The sequence below is a fragment of the Pectobacterium colocasium genome, from assembly GCF_020181655.1.
In the GTDB taxonomy this organism is placed as follows: domain Bacteria; phylum Pseudomonadota; class Gammaproteobacteria; order Enterobacterales; family Enterobacteriaceae; genus Pectobacterium; species Pectobacterium colocasium.
This window is the reverse complement of the sequence record NZ_CP084032.1, coordinates 2,978,586-3,003,591: the sequence shown is the minus strand read 5'-3', so window position 1 is coordinate 3,003,591 and position 25,006 is coordinate 2,978,586. Positions and strand designations below refer to the sequence as shown.

Annotated in this window: 26 protein-coding genes and 1 tRNA gene; 14 read left to right on the top strand and 13 right to left on the bottom strand. The window is 49.5% G+C overall.

Going from position 1 to position 25,006, the window contains the following annotated elements; all coding sequences use genetic code 11:
- Positions 1-192: 192 nt before the first annotated feature.
- Positions 193-699, bottom strand: a complete 507-nt coding sequence (gene sulA / locus LCF41_RS13470) for an SOS-induced cell division inhibitor SulA (protein WP_225085051.1) — start codon at positions 697-699, stop codon at positions 193-195.
- A 223-nt stretch (positions 700-922) separates the two neighbouring features.
- Here sulA and LCF41_RS13465 point away from each other — a divergent pair, with 223 nt between their 5' ends.
- The gene (locus LCF41_RS13465) at positions 923-1,543 is read left to right on the top strand and encodes a TfoX/Sxy family DNA transformation protein (RefSeq protein ID WP_225088178.1); all 621 of its coding nucleotides are present in this window, start codon (positions 923-925) and stop codon (positions 1,541-1,543) included.
- 16 nt (positions 1,544-1,559) lie between these two features.
- On the opposite strand, the gene yccS is transcribed toward LCF41_RS13465, so the two are convergent.
- On the bottom strand, positions 1,560-3,695 hold the full coding sequence (gene yccS / locus LCF41_RS13460; RefSeq protein ID WP_225085050.1) for a YccS family putative transporter: 2,136 nt from the start codon (positions 3,693-3,695) through the stop codon (positions 1,560-1,562).
- Between the two features lie 20 nt (positions 3,696-3,715).
- Positions 3,716-4,162 (bottom strand): YccF domain-containing protein, encoded by a 447-nt coding sequence (locus LCF41_RS13455; protein ID WP_225085049.1) that lies wholly within the window; start codon positions 4,160-4,162, stop codon positions 3,716-3,718.
- 198 nt (positions 4,163-4,360) lie between these two features.
- Between LCF41_RS13455 and helD the strand changes: the two genes are divergently transcribed.
- Positions 4,361-6,418, top strand: coding sequence for a DNA helicase IV (helD, locus tag LCF41_RS13450; protein ID WP_225085048.1), 2,058 nt, complete (start codon positions 4,361-4,363; stop codon positions 6,416-6,418).
- A gap of 84 nt (positions 6,419-6,502) precedes the next feature.
- Here the strand turns inward: helD and LCF41_RS13445 are convergent, their stop codons facing one another.
- Both LCF41_RS13445 and LCF41_RS13440 read right to left on the bottom strand, forming a co-directional pair.
- The gene (locus tag LCF41_RS13445) at positions 6,503-6,961 is read right to left on the bottom strand and encodes a methylglyoxal synthase (protein WP_225085047.1); all 459 of its coding nucleotides are present in this window, start codon (positions 6,959-6,961) and stop codon (positions 6,503-6,505) included.
- Positions 6,962-7,098: 137 nt separating this feature from the next.
- Complete coding sequence (locus tag LCF41_RS13440) at positions 7,099-7,623, bottom strand: DUF2057 family protein (RefSeq protein WP_225085046.1); 525 nt, start codon at positions 7,621-7,623, stop codon at positions 7,099-7,101.
- 193 nt (positions 7,624-7,816) lie between these two features.
- Between LCF41_RS13440 and LCF41_RS13435 the strand changes: the two genes are divergently transcribed.
- A complete protein-coding gene (locus tag LCF41_RS13435; protein WP_225085045.1) occupies positions 7,817-8,230 on the top strand; it encodes a CoA-binding protein in 414 nt (137 codons plus the stop codon).
- A gap of 98 nt (positions 8,231-8,328) precedes the next feature.
- On the opposite strand, the gene hspQ is transcribed toward LCF41_RS13435, so the two are convergent.
- Positions 8,329-8,637 (bottom strand): heat shock protein HspQ, encoded by a 309-nt coding sequence (hspQ, locus tag LCF41_RS13430; RefSeq protein WP_015840746.1) that lies wholly within the window; start codon positions 8,635-8,637, stop codon positions 8,329-8,331.
- Positions 8,638-9,003: 366 nt separating this feature from the next.
- On the opposite strand from hspQ, the gene yccX reads away from it, so the two are divergent.
- The gene (gene yccX, locus LCF41_RS13425) at positions 9,004-9,282 is read left to right on the top strand and encodes an acylphosphatase (RefSeq protein ID WP_225085044.1); all 279 of its coding nucleotides are present in this window, start codon (positions 9,004-9,006) and stop codon (positions 9,280-9,282) included.
- A 12-nt stretch (positions 9,283-9,294) separates the two neighbouring features.
- Here yccX and tusE read toward each other — a convergent pair whose 3' ends face one another.
- Together tusE and yccA are read right to left on the bottom strand one after the other, a co-directional pair.
- Complete coding sequence (tusE, locus tag LCF41_RS13420; protein ID WP_225085043.1) at positions 9,295-9,624, bottom strand: sulfurtransferase TusE; 330 nt, start codon at positions 9,622-9,624, stop codon at positions 9,295-9,297.
- Between the two features lie 110 nt (positions 9,625-9,734).
- Positions 9,735-10,394 (bottom strand): FtsH protease modulator YccA, encoded by a 660-nt coding sequence (yccA, locus tag LCF41_RS13415; RefSeq protein ID WP_107167731.1) that lies wholly within the window; start codon positions 10,392-10,394, stop codon positions 9,735-9,737.
- A gap of 288 nt (positions 10,395-10,682) precedes the next feature.
- On the opposite strand from yccA, the gene LCF41_RS13410 reads away from it, so the two are divergent.
- Positions 10,683-10,770: transfer RNA gene (locus tag LCF41_RS13410), tRNA-Ser, on the top strand.
- Positions 10,771-11,353: 583 nt separating this feature from the next.
- On the opposite strand, the gene LCF41_RS13405 is transcribed toward LCF41_RS13410, so the two are convergent.
- Positions 11,354-11,608, bottom strand: a complete 255-nt coding sequence (locus LCF41_RS13405) for a biofilm/acid-resistance regulator YmgB/AriR (RefSeq protein WP_225085042.1) — start codon at positions 11,606-11,608, stop codon at positions 11,354-11,356.
- A gap of 526 nt (positions 11,609-12,134) precedes the next feature.
- Between LCF41_RS13405 and LCF41_RS13400 the strand changes: the two genes are divergently transcribed.
- From LCF41_RS13400 to LCF41_RS13385, 4 genes are all read left to right on the top strand, one after another.
- A complete protein-coding gene (locus LCF41_RS13400) occupies positions 12,135-12,557 on the top strand; it encodes an NUDIX hydrolase (RefSeq protein WP_225085041.1) in 423 nt (140 codons plus the stop codon).
- 107 nt (positions 12,558-12,664) lie between these two features.
- A complete protein-coding gene (locus LCF41_RS13395) occupies positions 12,665-13,189 on the top strand; it encodes an isochorismatase family protein (RefSeq protein ID WP_225085040.1) in 525 nt (174 codons plus the stop codon).
- A 4-nt stretch (positions 13,190-13,193) separates the two neighbouring features.
- Positions 13,194-13,649: a GNAT family N-acetyltransferase gene (locus tag LCF41_RS13390; RefSeq protein WP_225085039.1), complete on the top strand. Its 456-nt coding sequence runs from the start codon at positions 13,194-13,196 to the stop codon at positions 13,647-13,649.
- 181 nt (positions 13,650-13,830) lie between these two features.
- Entirely contained in the window at positions 13,831-14,259 is a 429-nt protein-coding gene (locus LCF41_RS13385) for a universal stress protein (protein WP_225085038.1), read from the top strand.
- 48 nt (positions 14,260-14,307) lie between these two features.
- Here the strand turns inward: LCF41_RS13385 and LCF41_RS13380 are convergent, their stop codons facing one another.
- Positions 14,308-14,814, bottom strand: coding sequence for a 2-thiouracil desulfurase family protein (locus LCF41_RS13380; RefSeq protein ID WP_225085037.1), 507 nt, complete (start codon positions 14,812-14,814; stop codon positions 14,308-14,310).
- Positions 14,815-14,897: 83 nt separating this feature from the next.
- A complete protein-coding gene (locus tag LCF41_RS13375) occupies positions 14,898-15,083 on the bottom strand; it encodes a GhoT/OrtT family toxin (RefSeq protein WP_225085036.1) in 186 nt (61 codons plus the stop codon).
- Positions 15,084-15,238: 155 nt separating this feature from the next.
- Here LCF41_RS13375 and LCF41_RS13370 point away from each other — a divergent pair, with 155 nt between their 5' ends.
- The 3 genes from LCF41_RS13370 (at position 15,239) to LCF41_RS13360 (ending at position 18,245) form a co-directional block, all read left to right on the top strand.
- Positions 15,239-15,538 (top strand): hypothetical protein, encoded by a 300-nt coding sequence (locus LCF41_RS13370; protein ID WP_225085035.1) that lies wholly within the window; start codon positions 15,239-15,241, stop codon positions 15,536-15,538.
- Between the two features lie 158 nt (positions 15,539-15,696).
- On the top strand, positions 15,697-15,978 hold the full coding sequence (locus LCF41_RS13365) for a hypothetical protein (protein ID WP_225085034.1): 282 nt from the start codon (positions 15,697-15,699) through the stop codon (positions 15,976-15,978).
- A 722-nt stretch (positions 15,979-16,700) separates the two neighbouring features.
- Entirely contained in the window at positions 16,701-18,245 is a 1,545-nt protein-coding gene (locus LCF41_RS13360; protein ID WP_225085033.1) for a methyl-accepting chemotaxis protein, read from the top strand.
- Positions 18,246-18,366: 121 nt separating this feature from the next.
- On the opposite strand, the gene LCF41_RS13355 is transcribed toward LCF41_RS13360, so the two are convergent.
- The gene (locus LCF41_RS13355; protein WP_225085032.1) at positions 18,367-19,890 is read right to left on the bottom strand and encodes a PepSY-associated TM helix domain-containing protein; all 1,524 of its coding nucleotides are present in this window, start codon (positions 19,888-19,890) and stop codon (positions 18,367-18,369) included.
- Positions 19,891-19,993: 103 nt separating this feature from the next.
- Positions 19,994-20,458, bottom strand: coding sequence for a DUF2946 domain-containing protein (locus LCF41_RS13350; protein ID WP_225085031.1), 465 nt, complete (start codon positions 20,456-20,458; stop codon positions 19,994-19,996).
- 443 nt (positions 20,459-20,901) lie between these two features.
- Here LCF41_RS13350 and LCF41_RS13345 point away from each other — a divergent pair, with 443 nt between their 5' ends.
- A complete protein-coding gene (locus tag LCF41_RS13345) occupies positions 20,902-22,404 on the top strand; it encodes a glucan biosynthesis protein G (RefSeq protein WP_225088177.1) in 1,503 nt (500 codons plus the stop codon).
- Positions 22,397-24,961 carry a glucans biosynthesis glucosyltransferase MdoH gene (mdoH, locus tag LCF41_RS13340; RefSeq protein WP_225085030.1) on the top strand — a complete coding sequence of 855 codons (2,565 nt, stop codon included), beginning with the start codon at positions 22,397-22,399 and terminating at the stop codon, positions 24,959-24,961. The genes LCF41_RS13345 and mdoH overlap by 8 nt, the downstream gene beginning before the upstream one ends.
- Positions 24,962-25,006 lie beyond the last annotated feature (45 nt).

Here is a 25,006-nt window from a genome sequence, read left to right as displayed (position 1 = left end):
ACAAGTATGATGTGATTTGCGTCATAAGAAAACCGCACGATTCATACATACTTGCTAACAAATAGTAGATGCTTTTGACAGATCTTACGCCTTTTAGCTGTATCAAATATACTCAAGAAGCCCGCAGAATACCGCTCTGCGGCGATCTGTATAACACATAACCAGCCAGGACTGAGAAAATTCTTAATTTACTTAATGATACAATGTCGAATGAATTTTAAGGCTGGGAAATAGTCTATAGGCGTCACCGCCAGTACTTTCCGGCCGCATAATAAAGCCGTACGTATTTCCTGCCTGTGCGGCGTGGCGTAGCCGAACCTTCTCTTCTTCCGTTAATTCGTGTGGTAACCAGCATAATACCCCGCTGTAATTTCCTGTCAGCAAGGCTCTTTCCATCGCATCCACTGTAAATAGTGGATTGAGGTGGTGAAGTTGCACCATTTTATCCAGCGGTAAGCCAGATTGCTGTACCCAAGGGCGGCTCAATTTTTGTTGAGGAGAAAGCCACAGCAGCCAACGCGATTGCGTACCTAGCTGCTGTAAGAGCGGTAATAGCAGGTGTGTGACTATGGGCTGATCGGCGTTGTACACGATTTCGCTGATAATTCCGCCGGCGCTGATCGAAGTTTCCGCAGCATGCTGACTTGCAGAAAACGATGACGACTGAATGTTGTGAGAGCTGATTGATTGCGTACGCATAATGAGTTCTACCCATAGTGTTACTGTATGGGCATACAGTACTCACTGTGTGCGTGAAAATCAACCTGATTTTTTGAAAGCGCTTCGCATATTCCTTATGCAAGAGACAGTAAACACATTTACTGTTTGAAGCCGCATCGGGGCTGTGTTTAATTATTTGTTCCTGCTACAGATATTTTTAATTGTTCAGGAAGAAATCATTTTAATACTAAGGATTATGGCAATGAAGCAATTATGCAGAAAAAGGATTTTGCAATCTCAGCATTCTTTTTCATCTTTGGGGGAAATCACCTCACGTTCTCAATTTGGTGGCTACAGCATCGCAGCAAATAAAACGATTTTCGGGTTGGTGTCAGAAGGGGAGCTTTATCTTCGCGCGAGTAAGAAGGATGAAAAATATTTTCAGCAGCGTGATATGCCCAATCTGATTTATACCAAACGCGGCATGCCAGTTCCGTTGAATTATTTTCTTGTTGATGAGGTATTGTGGCAAGAATCTGTGCAGTTACTGTATTTTGCCCGTTTGGCGTTGGTCGGCGCGCAGTATGACAAAGCCGTCAGAAGCACCAACGGACGGCTAAAAGATCTCCCTAATCTTAACCACGATATTGAACGCCTGTTGTGGAAAGCAGGGATAAGAAATGTCGATGAACTACAGCATTATGGTGCGAAAAACAGCTATCTCGAGTTACGGAAGGTTCGCACTAATCTGAGTGTTAACGTGCTATTGGCGCTTGCTGGCGCCATTTGTGGCACGCATCAGGCAGCTCTTTCCCGCGATATCCGCAACGAACTGTTGGAATGGTATAAAAACAATGCGGTCTCCAAAGGATCCAAGCACTAAGAAATTCGCTTTATTCTTACTGTGCAATCATGTCATTTTTTAGCTGTACAAGTTCAGGCAGGAGATCGAGCAGCAGGCTGATTTGCTGAATAATTAATGATTCTTTACTGTCTGATTCGGGTGAAAGGGATTGAATGCTGGCGGTAATAGTTTTCAATCCCTGATTGATTCGCACACTTTCCTCTTCGCTACCGTGTAGTGCGTCATCAACATGGCAAACGGCGTCATCCAGTAACAGCAGCGTTTCCGATGAAGTAATTTTCCCGCGGTGTGCGCCGAGCGTTGAAATATAGCTTAACAACGTATGATTCAGACACATGAAGCGAAATGCACTATCCAATTTGTTCCGGGTTGCGTGAGGTTCTGAAGACATATTCGATACAACGGATGCCAGCTCGGCATCGCAGTTATGCGCATCCCGGCGGGCGATACGATAAGGCAGGCTATTATCTTTCCCCTGATGATATTGCACCATTATCGCATCAAGATAACGGCAGTTGGCGTCTAATGTCTGATTGATAACGGTTGGCAGACCACGAAAACGCCAATCCGGCCAGATAAAGCTCACCGCAGCCCATGCAATGGCACACCCTAATAAAGTATCGATAATACGTGGCACTGCGACTTCGAAGCCTTCGCCCAACAGATTGAAACAGAGCAGGACAAGCAGCGTAATAAACATGGTCGCGTGTGCGTACTGTACGTTGCGAAAGGCGAAAAACAGTACGCCGCTAATGACGATTAACGTGAGTTGTCCTTCCAGTGAAGGGACGAAATACAAGACAGGCAAGCCGAGTAAAATGCCGGTCAAGGTGCCGATAATCCTCAACGTCAGCCTCCGCCGGGTAGCGTTATAGTTTGGCTGACAAACAAACAGGCTGGTCAGCAGAATCCAGTAACCGTGCTGCATCCCCGTGACCTGAATCAGTGCATAGCCGCTACAGAGTAATACGGACATACGGATAGCATGACGGAACAGTGCCGACTGGGGGGTTAGGTGGCGGCTAATGCGTAAGCGGATGTCGCTCCATCCCGTGATTTTGTCATCTGCCAGCGTGTTTTCCGGGTTATTTTCTTGCTCAATGGCCTGTTCGGATTCGATCGTCGCTAACTGGGCATCAATCGCGCGCAGGTTATTTAATAAATAAGTGAGCGCCTTGATTTGGGTCGCGTCCGCCATGTTGTTGGCCGTGATGCGTGCAATAGCGGATTCAAGGTGCACGAAAGCCCGCTCAAGGCGGCTATCATGCTGATATTTTTGCTGCAACAGAATGGATTGCGACAGTTTCTGACAGGCTTTGGCTTGCATGCTCAGCAGGCGTTGAAAGCGGAATAAGACGTCGCTATAGCGCAGTTTTTCACGCAGTTGCGGATAGTAAACATGCGACGAACTGGCCCGTTCGTGAATATCCTGAGCGACAAAATAGTAGTGCAGCGTTTGGCGCGTCCCGCGTTGTCCGCGATCGCCACGCAGACGGGTTAACAACGAAGACTTGGTCTGGTTGAGTATCGCAACCAACTGGCTGTTTGCCATCGCGACGTCAATCAAGGGTTTGTCGGTTTCTTCTTCAATATCGGGATCGAACAGGTTGGCTTTTGCATCCAGATAGCGCGCCAACTGCTGATAACACTGCGCGAGGTTATCCTGCAACGGGCGGATAGGGAAGATGAGATGGCCGAACAGCGTAAGCAGATTGTACCACGAGGCGCCGATCAGCAGCATGATGGGTTGCTGATACCAGTTGTCATAAAGAGAGATGCCCAGCATGGTGTAAATCGCGATCAGCAGTGCGCCGAATGCGATTGTCGCATAGCGCTGCCCTAATGCGCCGAGCAGAATAAAGCCGCAGGTCGATACTGCCAGACCAATCCCGAACAGCCAGGGATAGGGAAAAAGCAGTTCGATAGAGATGGAAGCGACAAAAAAACAGGCCAGTGTAATGAACAGATTACGTAGGCGCCCGGTGAGGCGATCGTCAAGGTCGGTGAGGGCGGCCGCGACGACGCCAAGCGTGACGGGAATGGTCGATGTTGGCTGACCTAGCCACCAGGGAACTGCCGCCGCACCACTGAGTGCAATTAGGATACGAATGGTGTACAGCCAACTGCTATTGTACACATAGCGGCGAATTCCTGGGGCAAAGGTGAGCAACGTAATATCCTTAGATGCCGTTAACGAAAGTGGCGGCGAGCATTATTTTCCCGCGCAGCCTGTGCAAGCTCGACGGAAACCACGCGACGTCCTACTGGCCATAGCGCGATGGCAGCGATCTTAAAATTGGCTATGCCAACGGGAATGCCAATGATCGTAATACACTGCGCGATACCTGTAATGATGTGCGACAGGCAAAGCCACCAGCCAAAGAAAATAAACCAGAAGATATTCAGCAGAGAGCCGCCGGCGTTGAGAATCGTGCTCTTTTCATCCGGTCGCAGTTCATCAACATGGATGGCCTCATTGCCATAAGGCAAGAGCGACAGCTTGGTGATTTCCCAACATGAGCGTGTTAGCGGTAAGGTAAAAATCAGCAGCACGCTGACGACCGTCGCCAGAAGCCAGGCTAGTGTGGTGAAGAAACCACCTAATACGAAGTTAAGGATATTCAACACAGTACGCATAATCTCTCCTGTACGTATAAGGTAACCCGGTAAAGTAACCAAACTCACTGATGGTAAAAGAATTATCACATTAAGCATTAGGATATTCTAACCTGTTTTTAAGGCTAGAGCGTGAAGTCTGATAACGGGTAAACTAGGGAACAGATAAACGACGAAAAATGGACGAATAACCTCTCACATAGTCATGGCGCGAACATCATGGAACTGAAATCCACCTCGTTAGGTAAACATCTGGCCCAGCATCCTTACAATCGGGTGCGGTTACTGAATGCCGGTGTCGAAGTGAGTGGCGATAAACATCAATACCTGCTCCCCTTTAACCAACTGCTGGGCATTCACTGTAAAAGAGGGCTGGTGTGGGGAGAGCTGGAATTTGAATTGCCAGCCGGAAAAGTGGTGCGCTTGCACGGAACAGAATGGCAGGAAACGCAGGCTTTTTACCGCCATCTTCTCAAGTCTTGGCTTGACTGGAGCGAGGAGATGAGTCTGGTCAGCGCCGAGGTTTTGCAGCGTCAAACGGACAGTATTCAAGCGCTGATGCAGCAGGATAAATGGTTTAGCCGTCAGGCGCTGTCAACATTGCAGAATGCTATTCGCGATTCTCTGGCTGCGCTTCCCCTGCCTGTTTCTCGTCTGGAAACCTTTGATAACTGCCGTGATTACTACCGTGACTGCCTGCGCTGGCTTGAGCTGGGCGATGAGATGCGCACTGCGGCGAATCAGGCATGGATGGATCGCACGTTGGCGGCAGAGCAGTCTTTCTTTGAAACGGTGGAGAGTTCGCCATTAAACGTGTCGCAGAGTAAGGCTGTGATAAATGGCGAAGAAGGCGTACTGGTGCTGGCAGGGGCCGGTAGCGGGAAAACCTCCGTGCTGGTGGCTCGAGCGGCGTGGTTAATGCATCGGCAGGAGGCTACACCCGATCAAATTTTGCTACTGGCGTTTGGTCGTAAAGCGGCAGAAGAGATGAACGAGCGCATTCAGGAACGGCTCCACACGGACGACATTCAGGCCAAGACGTTCCATGCGTTGGCATTGCACATCATTCAGCAGGCTAGCCGTAAGGCACCGATGATAAGCCAGTTGGAAAGCGATGCGAAACAGCGTCGGGAACTGCTGATTTCTCACTGGCAGCAGCAGTGTGCCGAGAAGAAAACGCAGGCTAACGGGTGGCGGCGTTGGTTAACAGAAGAGCTGGAGTGGGATGTGCCAGAAGGTGATTTCTGGCATGACCCGAAACTCGCGGGGCGACTGGCCGGGCGACTAGAGCGTTGGCTAGGGCTGATGCGTATGCATGGCGGCAGTCAGAGCGAAATGGTTGAGCAGGCGCCAGAATCCATTCGGACCGAATTTCAGCAGCGCGTTCGCCTGATGGCACCGTTGTTGAAAGCCTGGAAAAAGGCACTTAAGGATGAAAACGCGGTCGATTTCTCCGGCCTCATCCATCAGGCTGTAAACCTGCTGGATAAAGGGCGTTTTGTTAGCCCCTGGAAACATATTCTGGTGGACGAATTCCAGGATATTTCGCCACAGCGTGCGAGTCTGTTGGCGGCACTGCGCCGGCAGAATAGTCGTACCTGTCTTTTTGCCGTAGGGGATGACTGGCAGGCCATTTACCGCTTTAGCGGTGCTGAACTGACGTTGACGACGGCCTTTGAGCAGCATTTCGGCGTCGGTGAACAGTGCGCGCTGGATACCACCTATCGCTTTAATGAACGCATTGGTGAAATCGCCAACACGTTCATACAACAAAACCCATATCAGTTGAAAAAACCGCTTAATAGCCTGAGTAAGGGAGATAAAAAAGCGGTGACGATCCTGCCTCAGGATCAGCTTGAGCCACTTTTGGATAAACTGAGCGGCTTTGTGAAAGCGGATGAGCGCATTCTTGTGCTTGCCCGCTACCACCATTTACGTCCTGCTATTTTGGATAAGGCTGCGACCAAATGGCCGAATTTGCCTATTGATTTCATGACTGTGCATGCCAGTAAAGGGCAGCAGGCGGACTATGTCATTATCGTGGGTATGCATGAAGGGAAAGACGGTTTCCCGGCACCGGCAAGGGAATCTGTGATTGAGGCGGTGCTGTTACCTGAACCTGAGGATTTCCCCGATGCAGAAGAACGACGCTTACTGTATGTGGCGTTGACGAGAGCGAAACATCGTGTCTGGCTGCTACAGGATGTGGCAAATCCCTCGGTGTTTATTGAACATCTCCATCGCTTAGGCGTGCCGACACAGCGTAAGCCGGGATAACGAAAAGCGAAAACAGGGAAGTGGGGGTTGCAGAGACCAGCGTCGACGGTGTGATACGCCGCTGGTCCATGGTCATTGCGGTAACTATTTCAGGCGATCTTGCAGATAGCGCTGATAATCAGGGATGGTGATCTGTACGGATTCTTTAAATAGCGCAGAGTTGACCAGAAAATCCGCCGTTGCACGGTTGGTGGCCACGGGAATGTTCCACACTGTAGCTAACCTCAGGAGCGCCTTCACATCGGGATCGTGTGGTACGGCGTTAAGCGGATCCCAAAAGAAGATCATTAAATCGATTTTTCCTTCGGAGATGAGAGCGCCAACCTGTTGATCCCCTCCCATTGGCCCGCTCAGCATGCTTTTTACGGGCAGTCCCGTATTCAACTGAATCAGGTTTCCGGTGGTTCCGGTGGCGTAAAGCGTGTGCTCTTTGAGCTGTTCTTTATTCGTACCAACCCAATCCAGCAAGGATTGTTTACAGTGGTCGTGTGCTACCAGCGCAATATGTTTTTGCGCGGCGATGGTACGGGTGGTGAACTCCATGGTTACGTCCTTCAATCTGGTGTAGTAAAGCTGACGCTAGGGTACAGACAGATTACGGAAACGCTGTTTCGGTGCAAAGCGATAAAAGTAGGAAAAGGCGAACGGGTATCAAAAATCTGATGTGACTGCGCGTAAAATCACCAGGTTACGGATTCATTCAGTGCGGTGGCAAAGCCTGCAACGGAAGCGCCTTTCGCCGCTGCGTTGTATTCCGACATCTTCCGCTCTATATCGAGCAGCTCATTGTCAGCGATGACAAGCGCATCGGTACGCACGGGGATAGCCTGATTTTTCTCATCAAGTAGTTGATATTGAGGCTGAGCAGTGAAATTTTTGCGCTCCTCAAGGGTGTGCAGCGGTGGGAGTTTAAATGATACCGATGCGACTTTTTCCGTGTTAAACGCCGCAATAAACGTGGAAGGAAAATAGGTGATCGGCGCACCGGTTTGGGCATCGATGGTATCGGCAACTTTGAACAAAATCTGATGTTGCCCACTGCCAAGTTCGAGGCTATCGGCGCCTTTCAGCAGCGAGCCTGACATTTTTTGCCCGTCAACCATCAGGAGATCGATTTTCTGATCTAATTTCAACGTTGTTGCCGCAATTGCAGAAGAGCTGAAACCTGCAATAAAGAGACAGACAGTGATGAAGCCGAATTTCATAATTTTCCCAAATGGCACGTAATCCAAGTATTGTTGAGGAATTGTCTGAATGTGTCAAAGGTTTCAATTTGAAACAGGCTGTTATGGCATTTTTCGTTCTATAGGGTGCAGATGGTGGGTTTTTGAGCCATTTCCTGCTATTCGTAGAATGTGCGATACACTGTAATAAATCACGCAAGAGAGGCGTAATAGCATGAATGACCGTGATATTGAATCTGTACTGAAAACGGTAAAAACCATTGCACTTGTGGGAGCCAGTGATAAACCGTCTCGCCCGAGTTATGGTGTGATGGCGTATTTACTTGAACAGGGGTACGACGTTATTCCCGTTAGCCCCAAACTGGCAGGGCAGACGCTTCTGGGCCAAAAAGCGTATGCCAACTTGGCGGATATTCCTAAACCGGTTGATATGGTCGATGTCTTTCGCCAGCCGGAAGCAGCTTATGAGGTCGCCAAAGAGGCAATCGCCATTGGCGCTAACGTGCTATGGCTACAGATCGGCGTCATCAATGAGCAAGCGGCAATTTTGGCTCACGATGCCGGGCTGAAAGTCGTAATGGATCGCTGCCCGAAAATTGAAATTCCACGGTTAGGGCTGGGTAAGTAAGCGTGTGGGGGAAATGCGTTACAAGCGCAGGGCGATGTTGAGTATCACAACATCGCCAATGTCTGCCTTCGGTAGCCAATATTTTCCGTCGGGAAAAGCTAATGGCGCAGTTGTGGTGCGCGGCGCTGAATGACCTCGGCTAATTCATTTAGTGAAGGATGCTCGTGTTCTGAAAGCTCTTCCTTCATCAATTGTGCTTCTGCCAGATAGGTATGTATCGGTTGGCCTTCGTCATCTTCCATCACCACGTGATACCACGGTTCGGAACGCGGCGTATCATTGCCGCTAATTTCTTCCCAGGTGGGCGTTTCTAATGAGTATTCGGGATCGATATCAATAACAACCCCCGGAAACCCCAGCAGCTTATGACGAATCTGTTGTCCGATGCCAAATTTACAGATGATCATATAACCCCCTGGAAATAGATTACACTTTCTACTCGCTGCGGATGACGTGGAGGAGGACAAACGCATCTGATAACGCCTTTTAGCGTACTAATGCCGATCGTTTAAGAATCGAGATACAGGGGGCTACCACGGTGCGAGGTATCCCTACGGGAACCTCATCACCGTGTTTCCCCCTAAATCCATGCTTAAGTGAACAGCATTATTTTAGCGTACAGCGTTTTTCAAGCGATGTGTTCGTTGGTGAATCACTGGCTGAACACATTATTAACAGTATGGTGTAAATTTTTAGAAGATACACCCCTGCTAATGAAATGTTGTTTAGCCTCTCGGGGTGAAAAGGGGGAGGAAGATGAAAGGGGGAAGAATATGGTAAAGATAGCAACAGTCGCCTATGTCTATGGCATGGTTCAGGGCGTCGGGTTTCGCTACAACACGCAGCATCAGGCCAGGAGACTGGGGCTCAATGGGTATGCGCGCAATTGCGATGATGGCAGCGTGGAAGTGGTGGCAAACGGCGAACCTCATGCGGTAGAGGCGTTGATTGACTGGCTGAAGCAAGGTGGCCCACGAAGCGCCAGAGTGGATAGGGTGCTTATTGAGCCACACGGCAAGACGGACTATGAGAGTTTTACGATCCGCTATTGAAAGCGGATGACGTTAGATGCATTTGACCGGTTTGGGTAAGCCGGCAATTTTCGTTGCCTGCTTCGCTGGTCCTTTCGGGAACAGTTTATACAGGTAGCGACTGTTTCCTTTCTCTTCGCCATACTTTTTCGCCATCGCTTTAACCAACATGCGTATCGCGGGTGATGTATTAAATTCCTGATAAAAATTTCGTACAAACCGGACAACTTCCCAATGCGGTTCAGTTAGCGTGATGCCTTCTTGTTCTGCTAACACGTGAGCCAACGCTTCACTCCACGCGGTGCTATCCATTAGGTAACCTTGCGCGTCTGTTGCGATTGTGCGTCCTTCAAACTCCAACATCTTCTCTCCACCAGCGATAAATCAGCCCGCAGTTTAGCAAATTTTTCTGTCTGCGCCGGAATAAAAAAAAGCCCCGACAGGGGCTTTCTCGGTGTAGTGCTAAACGAGACTTAGTCGTTACGCATGATGCCCAGAATGCTCAGCAGGCTAACGAAAATATTGTATATCGCGACATACAGGCTAACGGTTGCCCGGATGTAGTTGGTTTCGCCACCGTGAATGATGTTACTGGTTTCCCACAGGATGGCACCCGCAGAGAACAGAATAAACAGGGCGCTGATCGCCAGATGTAATGCCGGAATCTGCAAGAACAGATTGGCGATGACGGCAACAATCAGAACCACGAATCCTGCCATCATCATGCCTGACAGGAAGGACATATCCTTACGTGTCGTTAAGACATAGGCTGAACAGCAGAAGAACACCAGTGCCGTGCCGCCTAGCGCTAGCATAACAATGTCGCCTGCGCCGGAAGAAATCAGCGAGCTTAAAATCGGGCCCAGCGTATAACCCATAAATCCAGTCAGAGCGAATGCAGCCAGAATACCCGCAGGGCTGTTTGCCAGTTTGTGCGTCAGGAACATCAGGCCATAAAACCCAACCAGCATCAGAATCAAGCCAGGGGCAGGCAGGTTAAGTACGGTACTTGCCGTTGCGGTAACGGCGGAAAAGCCCAGCGTTAGCGACAGCAGGAAATAGGTGTTGCGCAGCACTTTGTGCGTGCTGAGTAGCGAGCTTTCACGAGTAGAAGAAACAACAATACGATCCATATCAGCGACTCTCTCTTCAGGGTGCTATTATCCAATGTCAAAGAGTAAATAGTTTCAGGACGTGATTAAAGGTGGTTTACCCTTCTTTACGCTGAAAATTGTTCATCCTTCGAGTCTGCGCTCGTGTTTTGTTCTGTGATTTTTAGGAGGTGGGAGATAAGTTGCACTATTTTATCTACTGTGTGACGATTTTGCGTTCAAACGCACTGCAGTAGATTATTTTTCAGGCAATTGAGCGCAGTGATGCTTTACAAGATCTCATTCACTGTTTATAGTTCGCGTCATTGCGGAGGAGTGGCCGAGTGGTTGAAGGCACCGGTCTTGAAAACCGGCGACGCGAAAGTGTTCTAGAGTTCGAATCTCTACTCCTCCGCCAAAAAATTCAACGGGTTAGCTTAGGCTAGCCCGTTTTCGTTTCTGTTATTCAATCCGACAGCATGTCTACCTTGTATCGCTAATAAACCTGTTGTCCGTAACGGCGTTCGAATCGAGTTGCTGTGAACGTGTCGCGACGCTGCGATACGAATTTTTCCCTTTCCTATTCATTCAGAAATGAATATTAACGATGAGTAAAATAAATAGGTGTCGCATTCTGCGTCATTAATAAATCGATAGTTGTTGGTCAGGAATAATAACAATACAAACATCTGTGTTATTTATTGCGGACATATTCATAGTCGGTTGTGAAAATTAAATAAAATCCTGATCGATAAAGCATATACCCTAAATAATTCGAGCTTCAGGACAAAAACGACGAGGCGTTTTTGAACAACGCAAAGCGTTGGCCCGCTAGGGCAAGGCTTATTTATAAGCCTTGTAACGCGGCAAGAGAGCGAATCCCGATGAGCTTACTCAAGTAAGTGATTCGGGTGAGTGAACGCAGCCAACGCACATGCAACTTGAAGTATGACGAGTATAAACGTTATCGGAAAACGATAGATAAGTACCGTGGCCTTACATTAAATCAGGAAGTCATCCTGAGTTTTATAAACAACCAGTTCCAGCAATGCTCGATATTTCTCCTGAAAAGCGGCATTGGCCTCTGTTTCAATTTTGTGAATTAATTTAGCGATGATGGCCTTGTTACTGACGGAGTGGCCGGATTGAATGATCTCTTCCACAATGTTGCCGAGCATTTCCATATCGCTGACCTGAGAATCAAGGGCAAGCGCGTCAGATATCGGGAGCTCATTTGGGGGCACCTCTGAATGCATTGCTTTTCCTCCCTTGCCTTGTGTGTTTTCTGACGTGATTAATGCACGTCTTGCCAGACAGCACGAATTTGCTGTCCGCCAGACATGAAGAAATCGTTAGTTAACTTTAGTCGATCATACGCATAAAACCAGTCGATAAGATAAATAAACATGGCGTGACTTGGCGATGCTTCCGAACGCCAAAGGATGACGCCGATTAATGGTCAGGCGGATAAATATGAATTTATCATTTCCCACTCATATTATGTCTGAAATAATTATGTGAGACGCATGACTTCAATAAGTTAAACATGATGGAATGAGAGGAGGCGGGAAAAAACATTCACTGAACATTAAAGACTATTAATGCATTTTGATTAAGCGCTATAAGATTTTTATCTGTACAAAAAGGCGGCATTTTTCTGTATTACATGCCTTTTATCAATTCATGTCATTTTGTCAAAAAATGTATGTTTATCAGGGAATGTCTTTTTATCAAAAACGTCTTTTTATCAAAAGAGTGCCGTAGTTTACCTGGAGTGTTGGCATGCAAAAGATCAGAACAAAAGCAGTTTGTCTTTTCCGAAACAATGGCAAGATTCTGTTAGCTGAAGGGTATGACCCTATAAAAGATGAGCACTACGTGTTGCCGCTCGGTGGTGGCGTTGATTTTGGCGAATTGTCGCAGGCAGCAGCAGAAAGGGAAGTTCAGGAGGAAATTAGCGCGGCGACCAAGGATTTTTCGCTGTTAGGCGTTTCAGAAAATATTTTCTCCTACAATGGCAAACCTGGACATGAGATTGTCTTTGTTTATGAGGCACGTTTTCAGGATGAGTCACTTTACCAGCAAGATATCATTCATGGCATAGAGACAAACGGCGTGCCGATCGTTACTCGTTGGTTTGATATTGATTTGCTGCGCTCAGGGAAAATCAAGTTTTATCCTGATGGTATCGTGGACATGATCTAGTCCGAGTCAGCCTGGCTGGCGTGATGGCAGGTTGTTACCTTCGTGATGATAATGAGTGCTGATGTTACGTGCCAATATAATGTTACATGCCAACATAAGGAAAAAAGATGCAGGTTTTGATGGTCATTGATATGCAAAATGCGGTGTTTGCAACGCCAAGGGCGCGACAGGCGCAGACGGTCGCATTGATAAACCAGCTTTCAGGTGCAGCAGATCGGACGATTTTCATCCAGCATGAAGAAGACGGCATGCTGTCTGGCAGCGAGGGGTGGCAGCTATTACCTGAACTGCATCAGCCAGAGGGGAGTCTGTTTATCACCAAAGCGGCGTGCGATGCATTTTACCGTACGCCGTTAGCCGATGTATTGGCGAAACTGGGAGTTGACCACCTTACGATTTGCGGATGTGCGACGGATTATTGTGTTGATGCAACCATTAAAAATGCGGCCAGTCGAGGCTACGCGTTGACAATTGCCGCTGATGCGCACACGACGGCCAATCGTGGGGAACTGAAAGCAGAACAATTAATCACACATTACAACGACGTGTGGCGGAATTTTATTATTCCAGGTAACACGATTACCGTAGAAACAACGGAGCACATCGTTGCTTCATGGGAGATGAGTCGCTAATCCCATGGTGAATATTATTTCTGTCAGGCATCACCCTGAATATAAAGAACGGGCGATTCATTACTTCCAGCGCCACTGGGCATCCGATGAGACGTTGATGCTTTACGAAGACTGTATCAACCACTGCATTGGTGCTGAAAACCCATTACCTGATTGGTATTTGCTGGAACAGGACGGGCATATTATTGGTGGTGCAGGGTTAATTACCAATGATTTCATCAGCCGTATGGATCTTTATCCCTGGCTGTGCGCGCTTTACGTTGAAGAAGATCATCGCGGCAATAGATATGCGGGACAGTTGATAGAACACCTTGCGCAGGAAGCTCGTCGTGTGGGTTTTTCTGCGCTGCATTTATGCACTGAACTGCTCGGTTTTTATGAACGCTATGACTTCCACTTTATCGGAATGGGCTATCACCCTTGGGGGGAAGCATCGCGAATTTATTCGCGGTCGCTGTAGTCGCTGTAAAGGAAAGTCACGATCGCTTTAAAGAAACGCTGGTGGTGAGTTAATGGGGGCTGGCTAAAAATAATGGGCAACATGTGTAAAAGTGAACGGGATCATATTCTGCTGACGATAGTCGAACTACGCTTCTTACATACTGAGAGGTAATCAATTATCCACGCAGGGGGAGGTGATTATGTACACGAGCATCCTGGTGCCAGTAGATATAGAGCAAGATGAACTCACCAAACACGCGATTACGCATGCCGTCAGGTTGGCCAAAATGTCAGGTGCCGCAATACACCTCTTTCATTCCCTCCCGGATGCGTCGGCGTTCTTATCTGCATATTCTTTTGGCATAAAAGAGTTTGAGAATGAGGCGGTGGTGAAAGCGAATGACAAGCTTAAATCACTGATGAAAACGATTGATTTGCCAGCATCGCGCTTGTCATGCAGCGTCAGTTTTGGGGCGGCCAGAGACGAAGTGTTAGCGCTGGCGGAGGAAATGAACGCGGATTTGATCGTAATCGGTTCGCGGCGGCCAGATGTAAAAACCTATTTGCTCGGCTCAAATGCCGCTGCTATCGTTCGCCATGCGAAAATATCGGTATTGGTTGTCCGTTAGTTTTTTGGCATAACGCCACTGCCGCATTGTAATGGGGCAGTGGCGATGTTACGCATCAGCGTGGCGATCGCAGTATTCAACACGTTCGATTAACTGCTCGATCTCACGATCGGAAAACACTTCTATACCGTGGCGAATCAGTAATTCTGCGGTAACGCCGCTTCCCGCCGTTTGTGAACCATCAAATCGCCCACTGTATATCATGTGGCTACCGCAAGATGGACTCCCTTCCGTGAGGAGTGCAAAGCGGCAGTTATGCTGTTGCGCCATTTGCAGCGTTAGCCAGGCGCCCAAAATATAACGTTCGGTCACATCGCCGCCGGTTGCTTCGACAACCTTAGCGCCAGCCGTGATGACTGAAGTGCTGCCAGAGGCCGGGATAATTTCCGCCGAAGGCCTGGGCGTTGGGAAACCCGCGGCCAGTTCCGGACAAAACGTAATCAGTCTCGCCTGTTGGCGCCACTGGGTAAGATAGTCGTCAATCGATTTCTTTTTGGTGCCGTTATAGCGAACGGGAAAGCCAGACAGACAGGCGCTGATCAGAATGTTACTCATCGTGGGGCATACTCTCTAAAAGGTATGGATAGGCACGACCGTGCTGATTCATCATGCAGGTTATCTGGAGGAGATGCGATGCTTCAAAAAAGGGAGAACAGCAGGACAACAGGAAAGCTCAGCGGCCAGGTAAGGCCGATAATTAGCGAGGTAAAGAATCGGATGAACAGAGACTTATCTTTACTTAACAAGAAAGTGACGATCAGAGCGATGACAAAACCGATCGTGTAGGTAAGTTTAATGAGTTCCCATAGGGAGTGATGTGGCACGTTTGTTTCCTTTTATCCTCAGAGCGCCTGCATTTTATGTTGTTAATATTTTATGATCAATTTTTTAACCCATGATGGGTAGCTGGAGAACCGCGTTCTGCGGTACGTATTTTGTACTACAGTTATTATCCTCTGGCTAAAATGAGACCCTCGGTATGAAAACGACGCTGGCTATTGCGATGGTGTGCGCTGTGGTTCTGTTTTCTTTTTCTACGCCTAGTATGGCGAAAACGACTCAGATTTCTGATGAACAGATCAAAGAACGGATCATTCAGGAATCAATTTCTTCTTATTCCGGTAATTGCCCTTGTCCTTATAATCTAGCGCGTAATGGCAGCAAGTGTGGCAAACGTAGCGCATGGAGTCGGGTTGGGGGATATTCCCCGATTTGTTACAAAGACGACGTGACTCGGAAAATGATTGATGACTGGAAGATGAGAAAGGGGAATAGGTAATATTCAGCAGGGGAAATAAAATAGCGAAATAATAATACCTTTACTAAGAAATTAATTACGCTATTTTTGTGACAGAAATATTAAATTTTTATTTCAGTATGGACATTGCTGGCTGGCTGTCATAGCTTACTATTTTACCCCATGAGAAAGGTAATAAAATGAGTGAGATATCTAGCCTGTCCCTGAAAATTTCCTCAGAGCTGAAAGAAAAAATCAAAGCTGCTGCCCTGGAAAACGAAGTCTCTATCAGTGCAGAAGTCAGCGCTCGGTTACTGAAGAGCTTTGATGAAAGCCATCAGGGCTCTGAACTGTCCTCTGAGCTGGTGGATAGTCAGGGTACAGAAGAAGTCGGTGCAGAAGCGCCGTTGACGCAGAAAGAACTAAAGAAAATCAGGGAATTGCTGAAAGGTAAATCCAAAGCGACGTCCAAGAAAAAGTAATACTGGGCTGTGGCTCTGCATCTCTGATTGATTCAAAAAATAAATAGCAAAATTAAATCACCCAGGCGCGTTAATGAAAATGCGTCTGGGTGAGTTTTTTGCTCAACGGCACGCCATTTGTATCGAACTCGAAGCTTAGCCTAAAGCCACCCACACCTGCCACCCCCATCCATCCCCCACCACCTCAACAAATTCCATCCCACACTCAACATGTCACTACACTGTACTCATCAAAAACAATACAAAAACTCTGTCAGTCAGCCTCGCCTCCTACCTCACCCTGTCACAATCCCTGCCCTCACATCCACCCACCCAGCCAAAAACCCAAACCATCCCTACACATCACAATTTCAATCTGCTCACACACCACCTGCGCCTGCTCCGCTTTTCACCTCATCCTGCCTCCCACCACCCACCAAACCCTGTCCCCCACTCCCAAACCCTGCTCAACTCCCATCCCCCCCCTCCCCAGGCAGGCACTGGCTACAGGCTGCTGGCCACTGCTGCAGTTAAGCCACTGCGCGTTTCGCTGCACATTGTGCATGCGCGCCAGCACACAAACACTCTGCCCAGCAGATGGCATGCTGCGGCAGCATGGTGCATGTGGCGGCGGGCTGGTGCATGGCTGGCATATGGCGGCAGGATAAAGGCGGTGGCATAGGCAGGCGGGCTGTGGTGGTGATGGCTTCTCTCCACTTTCACCACCCTCCAACTACGAAAAAATGGATGAAATTGTTTCACAAAATTATCCACTGACCGTCAAGAGTAATCAATTGATTGATGAGCTGAATGGCTACCTCAATAATCAGCAGCTGTTACTATTACTTAAATCAGAAAGTGAAATCAATAAACAGTTGGCGCTGAACAAAGAACGTTCGGCGAAAATATCTGAACTCATGGAGTATCTGAACCAGTCCGTCAATGACGATAAATCTGTTGCGGTACTGCGTGATATTGGCGACATCCGACGCGATTTCCTTGGTTCAGCGAACAAACTCGCTTCGCTGATCTCGGCAGGGAACACGGACGCCGCTGCCGAAGAATACTTCAATGTCACGCGTGTCACCCAGGTGAAATATACCAGCAAGGTCAGCGAATTCATCAAGATACAGGATGACAAGATGTCATCCTCAGCGCAAGCGGTGGGAGAAAGCTACAAAAACGCGCTGATGGTTCTCGCTACGATCATTATCATCAGTGCGCTGGCTGGGTTGATTATTGCTTCGTTGATTACCCGTAGCGTAACTCAGCCGCTACAGGAAGCGCTGGGTGTTGCTGAAAATGTCGCGAAAGGCGATCTGACCTCTGAGATTTATAACGATCGTAAAGATGAAACCGGTCAGCTGTTATCCGCCTTGAGCAATATGAATAGCAGCCTACGACAGATTGTCAGCCAGGTGCGTGATGGTGCAGAAACGATCTCCAGCGCGGCATCGCAAATTGCCGCGGGGAATCAGGATTTATCTGCCAGAACGGAAGAGCAGGCAAGCTCGCTGGAAGAAACGGCGTCATCAATGGAACAGTTGACGTCAACGATCAGAAATACCGCCGATAATACGACGCAGGCGACAGATCTTGCAGCCAGCGCGTCTGAAACGGTGAAGAAAAGCGGTGCCATGATGGAAACGGTAACGCAGGAAATGCGCGGCATTCGGGATTCGTCACAGCGGATGGCGGAAATTATCGGCGTGATTGATGGTATTGCATTCCAGACTAACATTCTGGCGCTGAATGCGGCCGTTGAAGCGGCGCGTGCTGGTGAGCAGGGGAGAGGGTTTGCCGTTGTCGCCAGTGAAGTTCGCGCGTTGGCTCAGCGAAGTGCGACGGCGGCAAAAGAAATCAAAGAGCTTATCGATGACTCGTTCAAGAAAGTGCAGGACGGCATGGATCTGGTAGAAGAAACCGGCGTTACGATGAACTCGCTGGTGACGAATGTACAGGGTGTTACGGGAATCATCAGCGAAATTGCGCAGGCCAGCCGTGAGCAAAGCGATGGTATCAACCAGATCAACCTGGCCGTAGGGCAGATTGATACGACAACCCAGCAGAACGCCGCGTTGGTTGAAGAATCCGCCGCTGCTGCGCTCTCGTTACAAGATCAGGCAAATAGCCTCGCACGTACGGTCAGCGTATTCAATCTTGGCTCCGGGTACAAAAGTGCGACGTTGAATAGAAAAACGGAAACGCCAGCGCTGGCTGCACCTAAAAATAACCGTGCAGAAAAAACCACTGCCAAAGGTGAGCTAGCGGATTGGACGACGTTCTAACGTCTGTCGTTAGCCCATATTACTGATTGACCGCCATTATGTTGCATAAATTGTGTTGCACAAGTTATGTCGCATAATGGCGGTTTTTTATGGCTCTACAGGGATGATAGCCGTGCGGAAATCAGCTTTTGGCCATAGCCCGCTTTGAATGGTTCATGTACCACCGAGCCGTGTCAATCAGCAGAAAAATAAGCAGGCTGATCCCCATGACAGGCAAACTCACAGCCAACAGCACCGTAATGAGCATAATGAGCAGGCGGTGAAAGACAGGAACCTGCATCAAGGCCGCCGTCAGCGTGTTGACCGGATTCGCAGCATGACGAGATTTCGGGCGGCGTATCCACCACATCCGATAGCCCCACACGATCATCGTACAGAGTCCAAGCCCAAACGCCGCGAGGATGAGTTGGTTTGGTAACCCGAATAACACGCCCATGTGCGCATCCACCCCCCAGCGAGTGAGCTTTGCGGCCAGTGGGAAGGTGTTGAAATCGGTTTTGTCTACAATCTCCAGCGTATCAGGATTTACCGACACGGCATCCACTTGCGTTGGCCAGGCGCGGTCGATCTCCGTGACGGTCCAGGCGCGGTGTAGCTGACTGGCGGGGCGAATTTCGATTTTATTGGCATCAATCCCGGCATGACGTGCGGCAGTCAGCACCTTGTCAAATAACGCGGGTGAAGATGCGTCGACATTTCCCATCGGCATTGACGCATGGTGTTCCGCGTGTTCATCCGTAGCCATCGCCATATCGTGACCGTGCATCATGTCGTGGTTAGACATGGGGGTAGGCAACTGAGTTTTCACTGATGGGGTTTGCCATCCTAGCGCGGCGCGGGCGACAGAAATGTTGCTTCCAGCCCACTGTGACCAGGTTAACCCCGTTGCGGAGAAAAAGAGCAGGCCAAGCACGAGACTCAGCCCCATCGTGGCATGCCAGTGACGCAGGCGCTGTGTCTTCGCTGCCGTCGTCTGGCTATTTTTCAACTTCCGCCGTTTGGCTGCTGACGACTGGTGGCGAGTTGACCACCAAATGACGATGCCACCCAGTGCGGCCACCCACAGCCAGGATGCCGCCAGCTCGCTGTAATTACGCCCGATATCGCCTAGCAGCAGCCCGCGGTGAAGGTAATCAAGCCAGATACGAAATGGCAGGATGCCGCTGGTGCCATAAACTATCTCACTGCCGCGGTTTTCCAGCGAAACGGGATCGATGAAAACAGCGCGGCTTTCCGATGGCCCGAGTTCCGGTAAGGCAAACATTACACGGGTAGTATCATGGGGCGTCGGTGCCGGACGTACCGCCAGTAATTTTGCATCCTGGTGATGAGTGAGCCCCGCCTGTGCGGCACGGATTTGTTCAGCCAGCGAATGCGGAGTGCCCTGGCTTTCAGTAAATAGCTGGTGTGAATACAGCCGATTTTCAATCTGCGGCGTCAGGACATACAGCGTTCCTGTCAGGGCGGCGATAAAAATAAAAGGACCGACAAAAATACCGATATAGAAATGCAGCCGGATGAACAGAGCGACGATCGCGGCACGTGGCGATACGTTGTCTACCGCGTGTTGAGCCGATGCGGTTTCTCCGGCTGAGCGCGTACCGGAGGCGGCAGCAGTGGCTGATGCCTGAGTAGGGTGTGACATAGAACCCTCTGAAATCATTTAGCAAAAAAATGAGCAAAGGCCACACCTGAATAAGGCATAGCACGATGCGTTATAAATGCACATGGGCATGATGATGCATGATTCAGAACGGTGGGGCGCGCACCACTGGGGAAGCATAACGTTCAGGAAGGACAATACGGGAGATAAAATGAATAACCAGCGCTTCAGATAAAGAAGCGATCAGTATGGGGTTGGGAGAGCCTGCTGCGAACAGCGCCGGCGTATAAGAAAAGAGCACGCAATAACCGCAAGCGGCATGATCCATCATCATCGACGGTGATGAAGGAGAATGGTGTGATGGCGTGCCGTGGTGTCCGGACATCGTGTGCCCGGTATGCTGTTGCTCCGCTAGATTGCCGCCGTGGCTGCTGTGGCTTGCACTATTGTCAGGGTTCCCATCTTCATGATGCCCCTGTTCATGAACGCGATGCTCACGCTCGTGAAGCACAAGTGTTTGTGAAATCACGGGTGCAACAAAGATGGTCAAAATAGCGAAGATGCCGACCCAGGCTGGGAAACTTCGCCGTCGTAGCGCGGACAAAAGCATAGCAGTCTTATATTCAACAATACCGGGTTCAGTCAGGGAGTGTACTTTACTTGTCCTTGCATTGTTACACAAATGTTTATACCGATAAACTTCAGGTAACATGTGATCTGATGCTGATATTCGTTCCTGTGCTGATCGGTGGCGAGCCAGAAAATTGCACGGGCGTAAACGGAATAATCCTACGCACGCACCGGTCGATATTCGCTATAGTCCGTGGCTGTTTTCCACGTTTATCACCCGGTTTATCATGCTTTAGCGTTCTCGTTGTTTAAACGCTGACCTATTATGATGAACAATATCTTTATCAAGTTGTCGGAAAGCTAACTTATCCATTAATATGGATTTTAGTTGATTGAAGCACACGAACAGGGGGAGCTGTGCTGGATAATAAATTTGGGTTTAAACAGCGGGTTGCCAGCCTTCGCTGGCTGTCTGCCGCCGTTATGCTGTCTGTAAGCGCAGTGCCAGCGTGGGCATTCTCTATTGATGATGTGGCACAGCAGGCTGAAAAGCTGGCTGAAAAAGGTTTTGAAGCGCCGAAAAGTAATCTTCCTGCGCAATTCCGTGATATGAAATTTGCGGACTATCAGCAAATTCGTTTCAATAACGACAAATCATACTGGAATAATGTACAGACGCCTTTCAAAATCCAGTTTTACCATCAGGGGATGTATTTCGATACCCCGGTGAAAATTAATGAAGTGACGGCGACAACGGTTGATGAGATTAAATACTCACCTGAGTATTTTGATTTTGGTTCCGTCAACCACGATCCTGAAACGGTTAAAAATCTCGGCTTTGCCGGTTTTAAAGTTCTCTATCCAATCAATAAAGCCGATAAGAACGATGAAATCGTCAGTATGCTGGGCGCCAGCTATTTCCGTGTGGTAGGTAAAGGTCAGATTTATGGCTTGTCTGCTCGCGGTCTGGCTATCGATACCGCGTTACCTTCTGGTGAAGAATTCCCTCGCTTCCGTGAGTTCTGGATTGAACGTCCAAAACCAAATGATAAACACCTGGTGATTTATGCGCTGCTGGATTCTCCGCGTGCGACAGGGGCTTATCGTTTTGCCGTTTATCCCGGCCGTGACAGTGTGGTCGATGTCCAGGCTAAAGTGTTCATGCGTGACAAAGTGGGCAAGCTGGGCATCGCACCGCTGACCAGTATGTATCTGTTTGGGCCGAACCAGCCGTCACCGACGCTGAACTACCGTCCGGCGCTGAACGACTCTAACGGTTTGTCAATTCATGCCGGCAATGGCGAATGGATCTGGCGTCCGCTGAATAATCCGAAGCACCTGTCCGTGAGCACCTATTCGGTAGAAAATCCGAAAGGGTTTGGTCTGCTACAGCGTGGTCGTGATTTCGCGGCTTATGAAGATCTTGACGATCGTTACGATCTGCGTCCAAGCGGCTGGGTTGAGCCGAAAGGCGAGTGGGGCAAAGGAAAAGTTGAGCTGGTTGAAATTCCTACTGCGGATGAAACCAACGACAACATCGTTGCCTTCTGGACGCCTGATGTATTGCCTGAAACAGGCAAACCGCTGGATATTAAATATCGTCTGCACTTTACGCGCGACGAAGATCAACTGCATTCCCCGAACATTGCCTATGTTCAACAGACTCGCCGTTCTGCCGGTGATGTTAAACAATCTAACCTGATCCGCCAGCCTGACGGCACGATCGCGTACATTGTGGATTTTGTTGGGCCGAATTTAAAAGAGCTGGATGAGAGCACTCCGGTCGCTTCTCAGGTCAGTATTGGCGACAACGGCGAGATTGTAGAAAATAATGTTCGCTATAACCCGGTCACTCATGGCTGGCGTCTGACGCTGCGTTTGCGTGTGAAAGATGCGAAACAGCCGACTGAAATGAGAGCTGCGTTGGTTAATGGCGAGACGACATTGACTGAAACCTGGAGCAATCAGCTGCCTGCTAATGAATAAGTCAACTTCTTCTCTCGATTATATTGAGAAACTACCTCTGCCTGCCGAACAGGCAGAGGTTCTTCGCGAAAAATTACCGCAAGCGGCCTGGAACGATCAGGCCGTTTTGCATCGGACCTTATCTGAGAATAGCCAGTCTGAAGGCCATCAGGTTAACGTTCAGGCCGAAGATGATGTTGCGCTGCATTCTGTGCAGGCACGTCTTGAAATGGCCTGGGAAGATGGCCTGGACAACGGTAAGCAACTCGGCACTGACAGAGAAGGGCGGACGGCGTTAAAAGCGATGCCCGTTATTACCCGCGCTTCTATGTTCCCAGACATCTGGCGGACGAATCCGTTGGTTCGCTGGTGGGAAAGTCTGTTGGGCCGTACTGTGCCGCCTCGCCCTCATTACAGCCCGGAAGAGAAAATTTCCGAAAATCGCTGGCGTCTGGTGGGAACAATCCGCCGCTATATTCTATTGGTGTTAACGCTGTTCCAGACCGCCATCGCAACCTGGTACATGAAAACTATCCTGCCTTATCAGGGATGGGCGCTCATCAACCCCTTTGAAATGGCGGGGCAACCGTGGACGCGCTCGCTGATGCAGTTGCTTCCTTATGTGTTGCAAAGCGGCATACTGGTTCTGTTTGCGGTGTTGTTCTGCTGGGTGTCTGCCGGGTTCTGGACTGCACTGATGGGGTTCTTGCAACTGCTTATTGGTCGAGATAAATACAGCATCTCTTCCACGACGGTGGGTAATGAACCGCTGAATCCAGAGCATCGCACGGCGTTAATCATGCCGATTTGTAACGAAGACGTAGAACGCGTATTTGCGGGATTGCGTGCGACGTATGAATCTGTTGAAGCGACGGGCAATCTTGAGCATTTTGATATTTACGTTCTGAGCGACAGTAACGATCCCGATATCTGTGTGGCAGAGCAAAAAGCCTGGATTGAGCTGTGTCGTGATGTCGGCGGAGCAGGGCGTATTTTCTATCGCCGTCGCCGTCGTCGCGTTAAACGTAAGAGTGGCAATATCGATGATTTCTGCCGCCGCTGGGGTAATCAGTACAGCTACATGGTTATTCTGGATGCTGATAGCGTCATGAGCGGTGAATGCTTGACGTCTCTGGTCAGGCTGATGGAAGCGAACCCGAACGCCGGTATCATTCAGTCCTCGCCGAAGGCGTCGGGCATGGATACGCTGTATGCGCGCTGTCAGCAATTTGCGACGCGTGTTTACGGCCCGTTGTTCACCGCTGGTCTGCACTTCTGGCAACTGGGTGAATCGCACTACTGGGGACATAACGCGATTATCCGCGTGAAGCCGTTCATTGAGCACTGTGCTCTGGCACCGCTGCCGGGTGAAGGGTCGTTCGCTGGCGCGATTCTTTCTCACGACTTCGTCGAAGCGGCGCTGATGCGTCGTGCTGGATGGGGGGTGTGGATCGCCTACGATCTGCCGGGAAGTTATGAAGAACTGCCGCCTAACTTGCTGGATGAGTTGAAACGTGACCGCCGCTGGTGTCATGGTAACCTGATGAACTTCCGGCTGTTTCTGGTCAAAGGTATGCATCCGGTTCACCGCGCTGTTTTCCTGACAGGGGTCATGTCTTATCTGTCGGCGCCATTGTGGTTTATGTTCCTGATGCTCTCTACGGCGTTGCAGGTTGTGCATACGCTTATGGAACCCCAGTACTTCTTGCAGCCTCGGCAACTGTTCCCCGTCTGGCCACAGTGGCGGCCGGAACTGGCTATTGCACTGTTCTCGACGACATTGGTCTTGCTGTTCTTGCCAAAACTGTTGAGCGTGATTCTGGTGTGGGCGAAAGGCGCAAAAGAATACGGCGGCGCTTTCCGGGTATTTATTTCGCTGTTGCTGGAAATGCTGTTCTCGGTTCTGCTGGCACCGGTTCGTATGCTGTTCCACACGGTGTTTGTTGTCAGTGCGTTTCTCGGCTGGTCGGTGCAGTGGAATTCTCCGCAGCGTGACGACGATGCAACTCCTTGGAGCGAGGCGTTTGTGCGCCACGGTTCCCAATTGATTTTGGGGCTGGTCTGGGCGATTGGTATGGCATGGTTAGATCTGCGCTTCCTGTGGTGGCTGGCTCCGATAGTCTTCTCGCTGATTTTGTCGCCGTTTGTTTCGGTGTATTCGAGCCGTGCGTCATTAGGGTTGGGCTGTAAACGAGCCAAGCTGTTGCTGATACCGGAAGAGTTCAATCCGCCGCGTGAACTGGTTGCAACCGATGAATATTGCCGACTGAACCATCAGCGTAGACTGGATAGCGGGTTTATGCAGGCTGTCTTTGATCCGTCAATTAACGCCCTTGCCAGCGCAATGGCGACGGCGCGTCATCGCTTTAGTCGGGCGATCGAAGACGTACGTGAGAAGAATGTGCGTGAGGCCTTGAATCGCAAGCCGGAAGAGGTGAGCAACAATCAACGTCTGGCACTGCTTAGCGATCCCGTTACGATCTCGCGCTTACACTACCATGTGTGGCAAAAACCGGAAGCCTATGCTGCGTGGATTGAGTCTTACCAGAAACTTCCCGCACCTCATATCACAAGCTAACTTCGTGTTGGTATGAAAGATAAAGCAACGGCAACCAATTGCCGT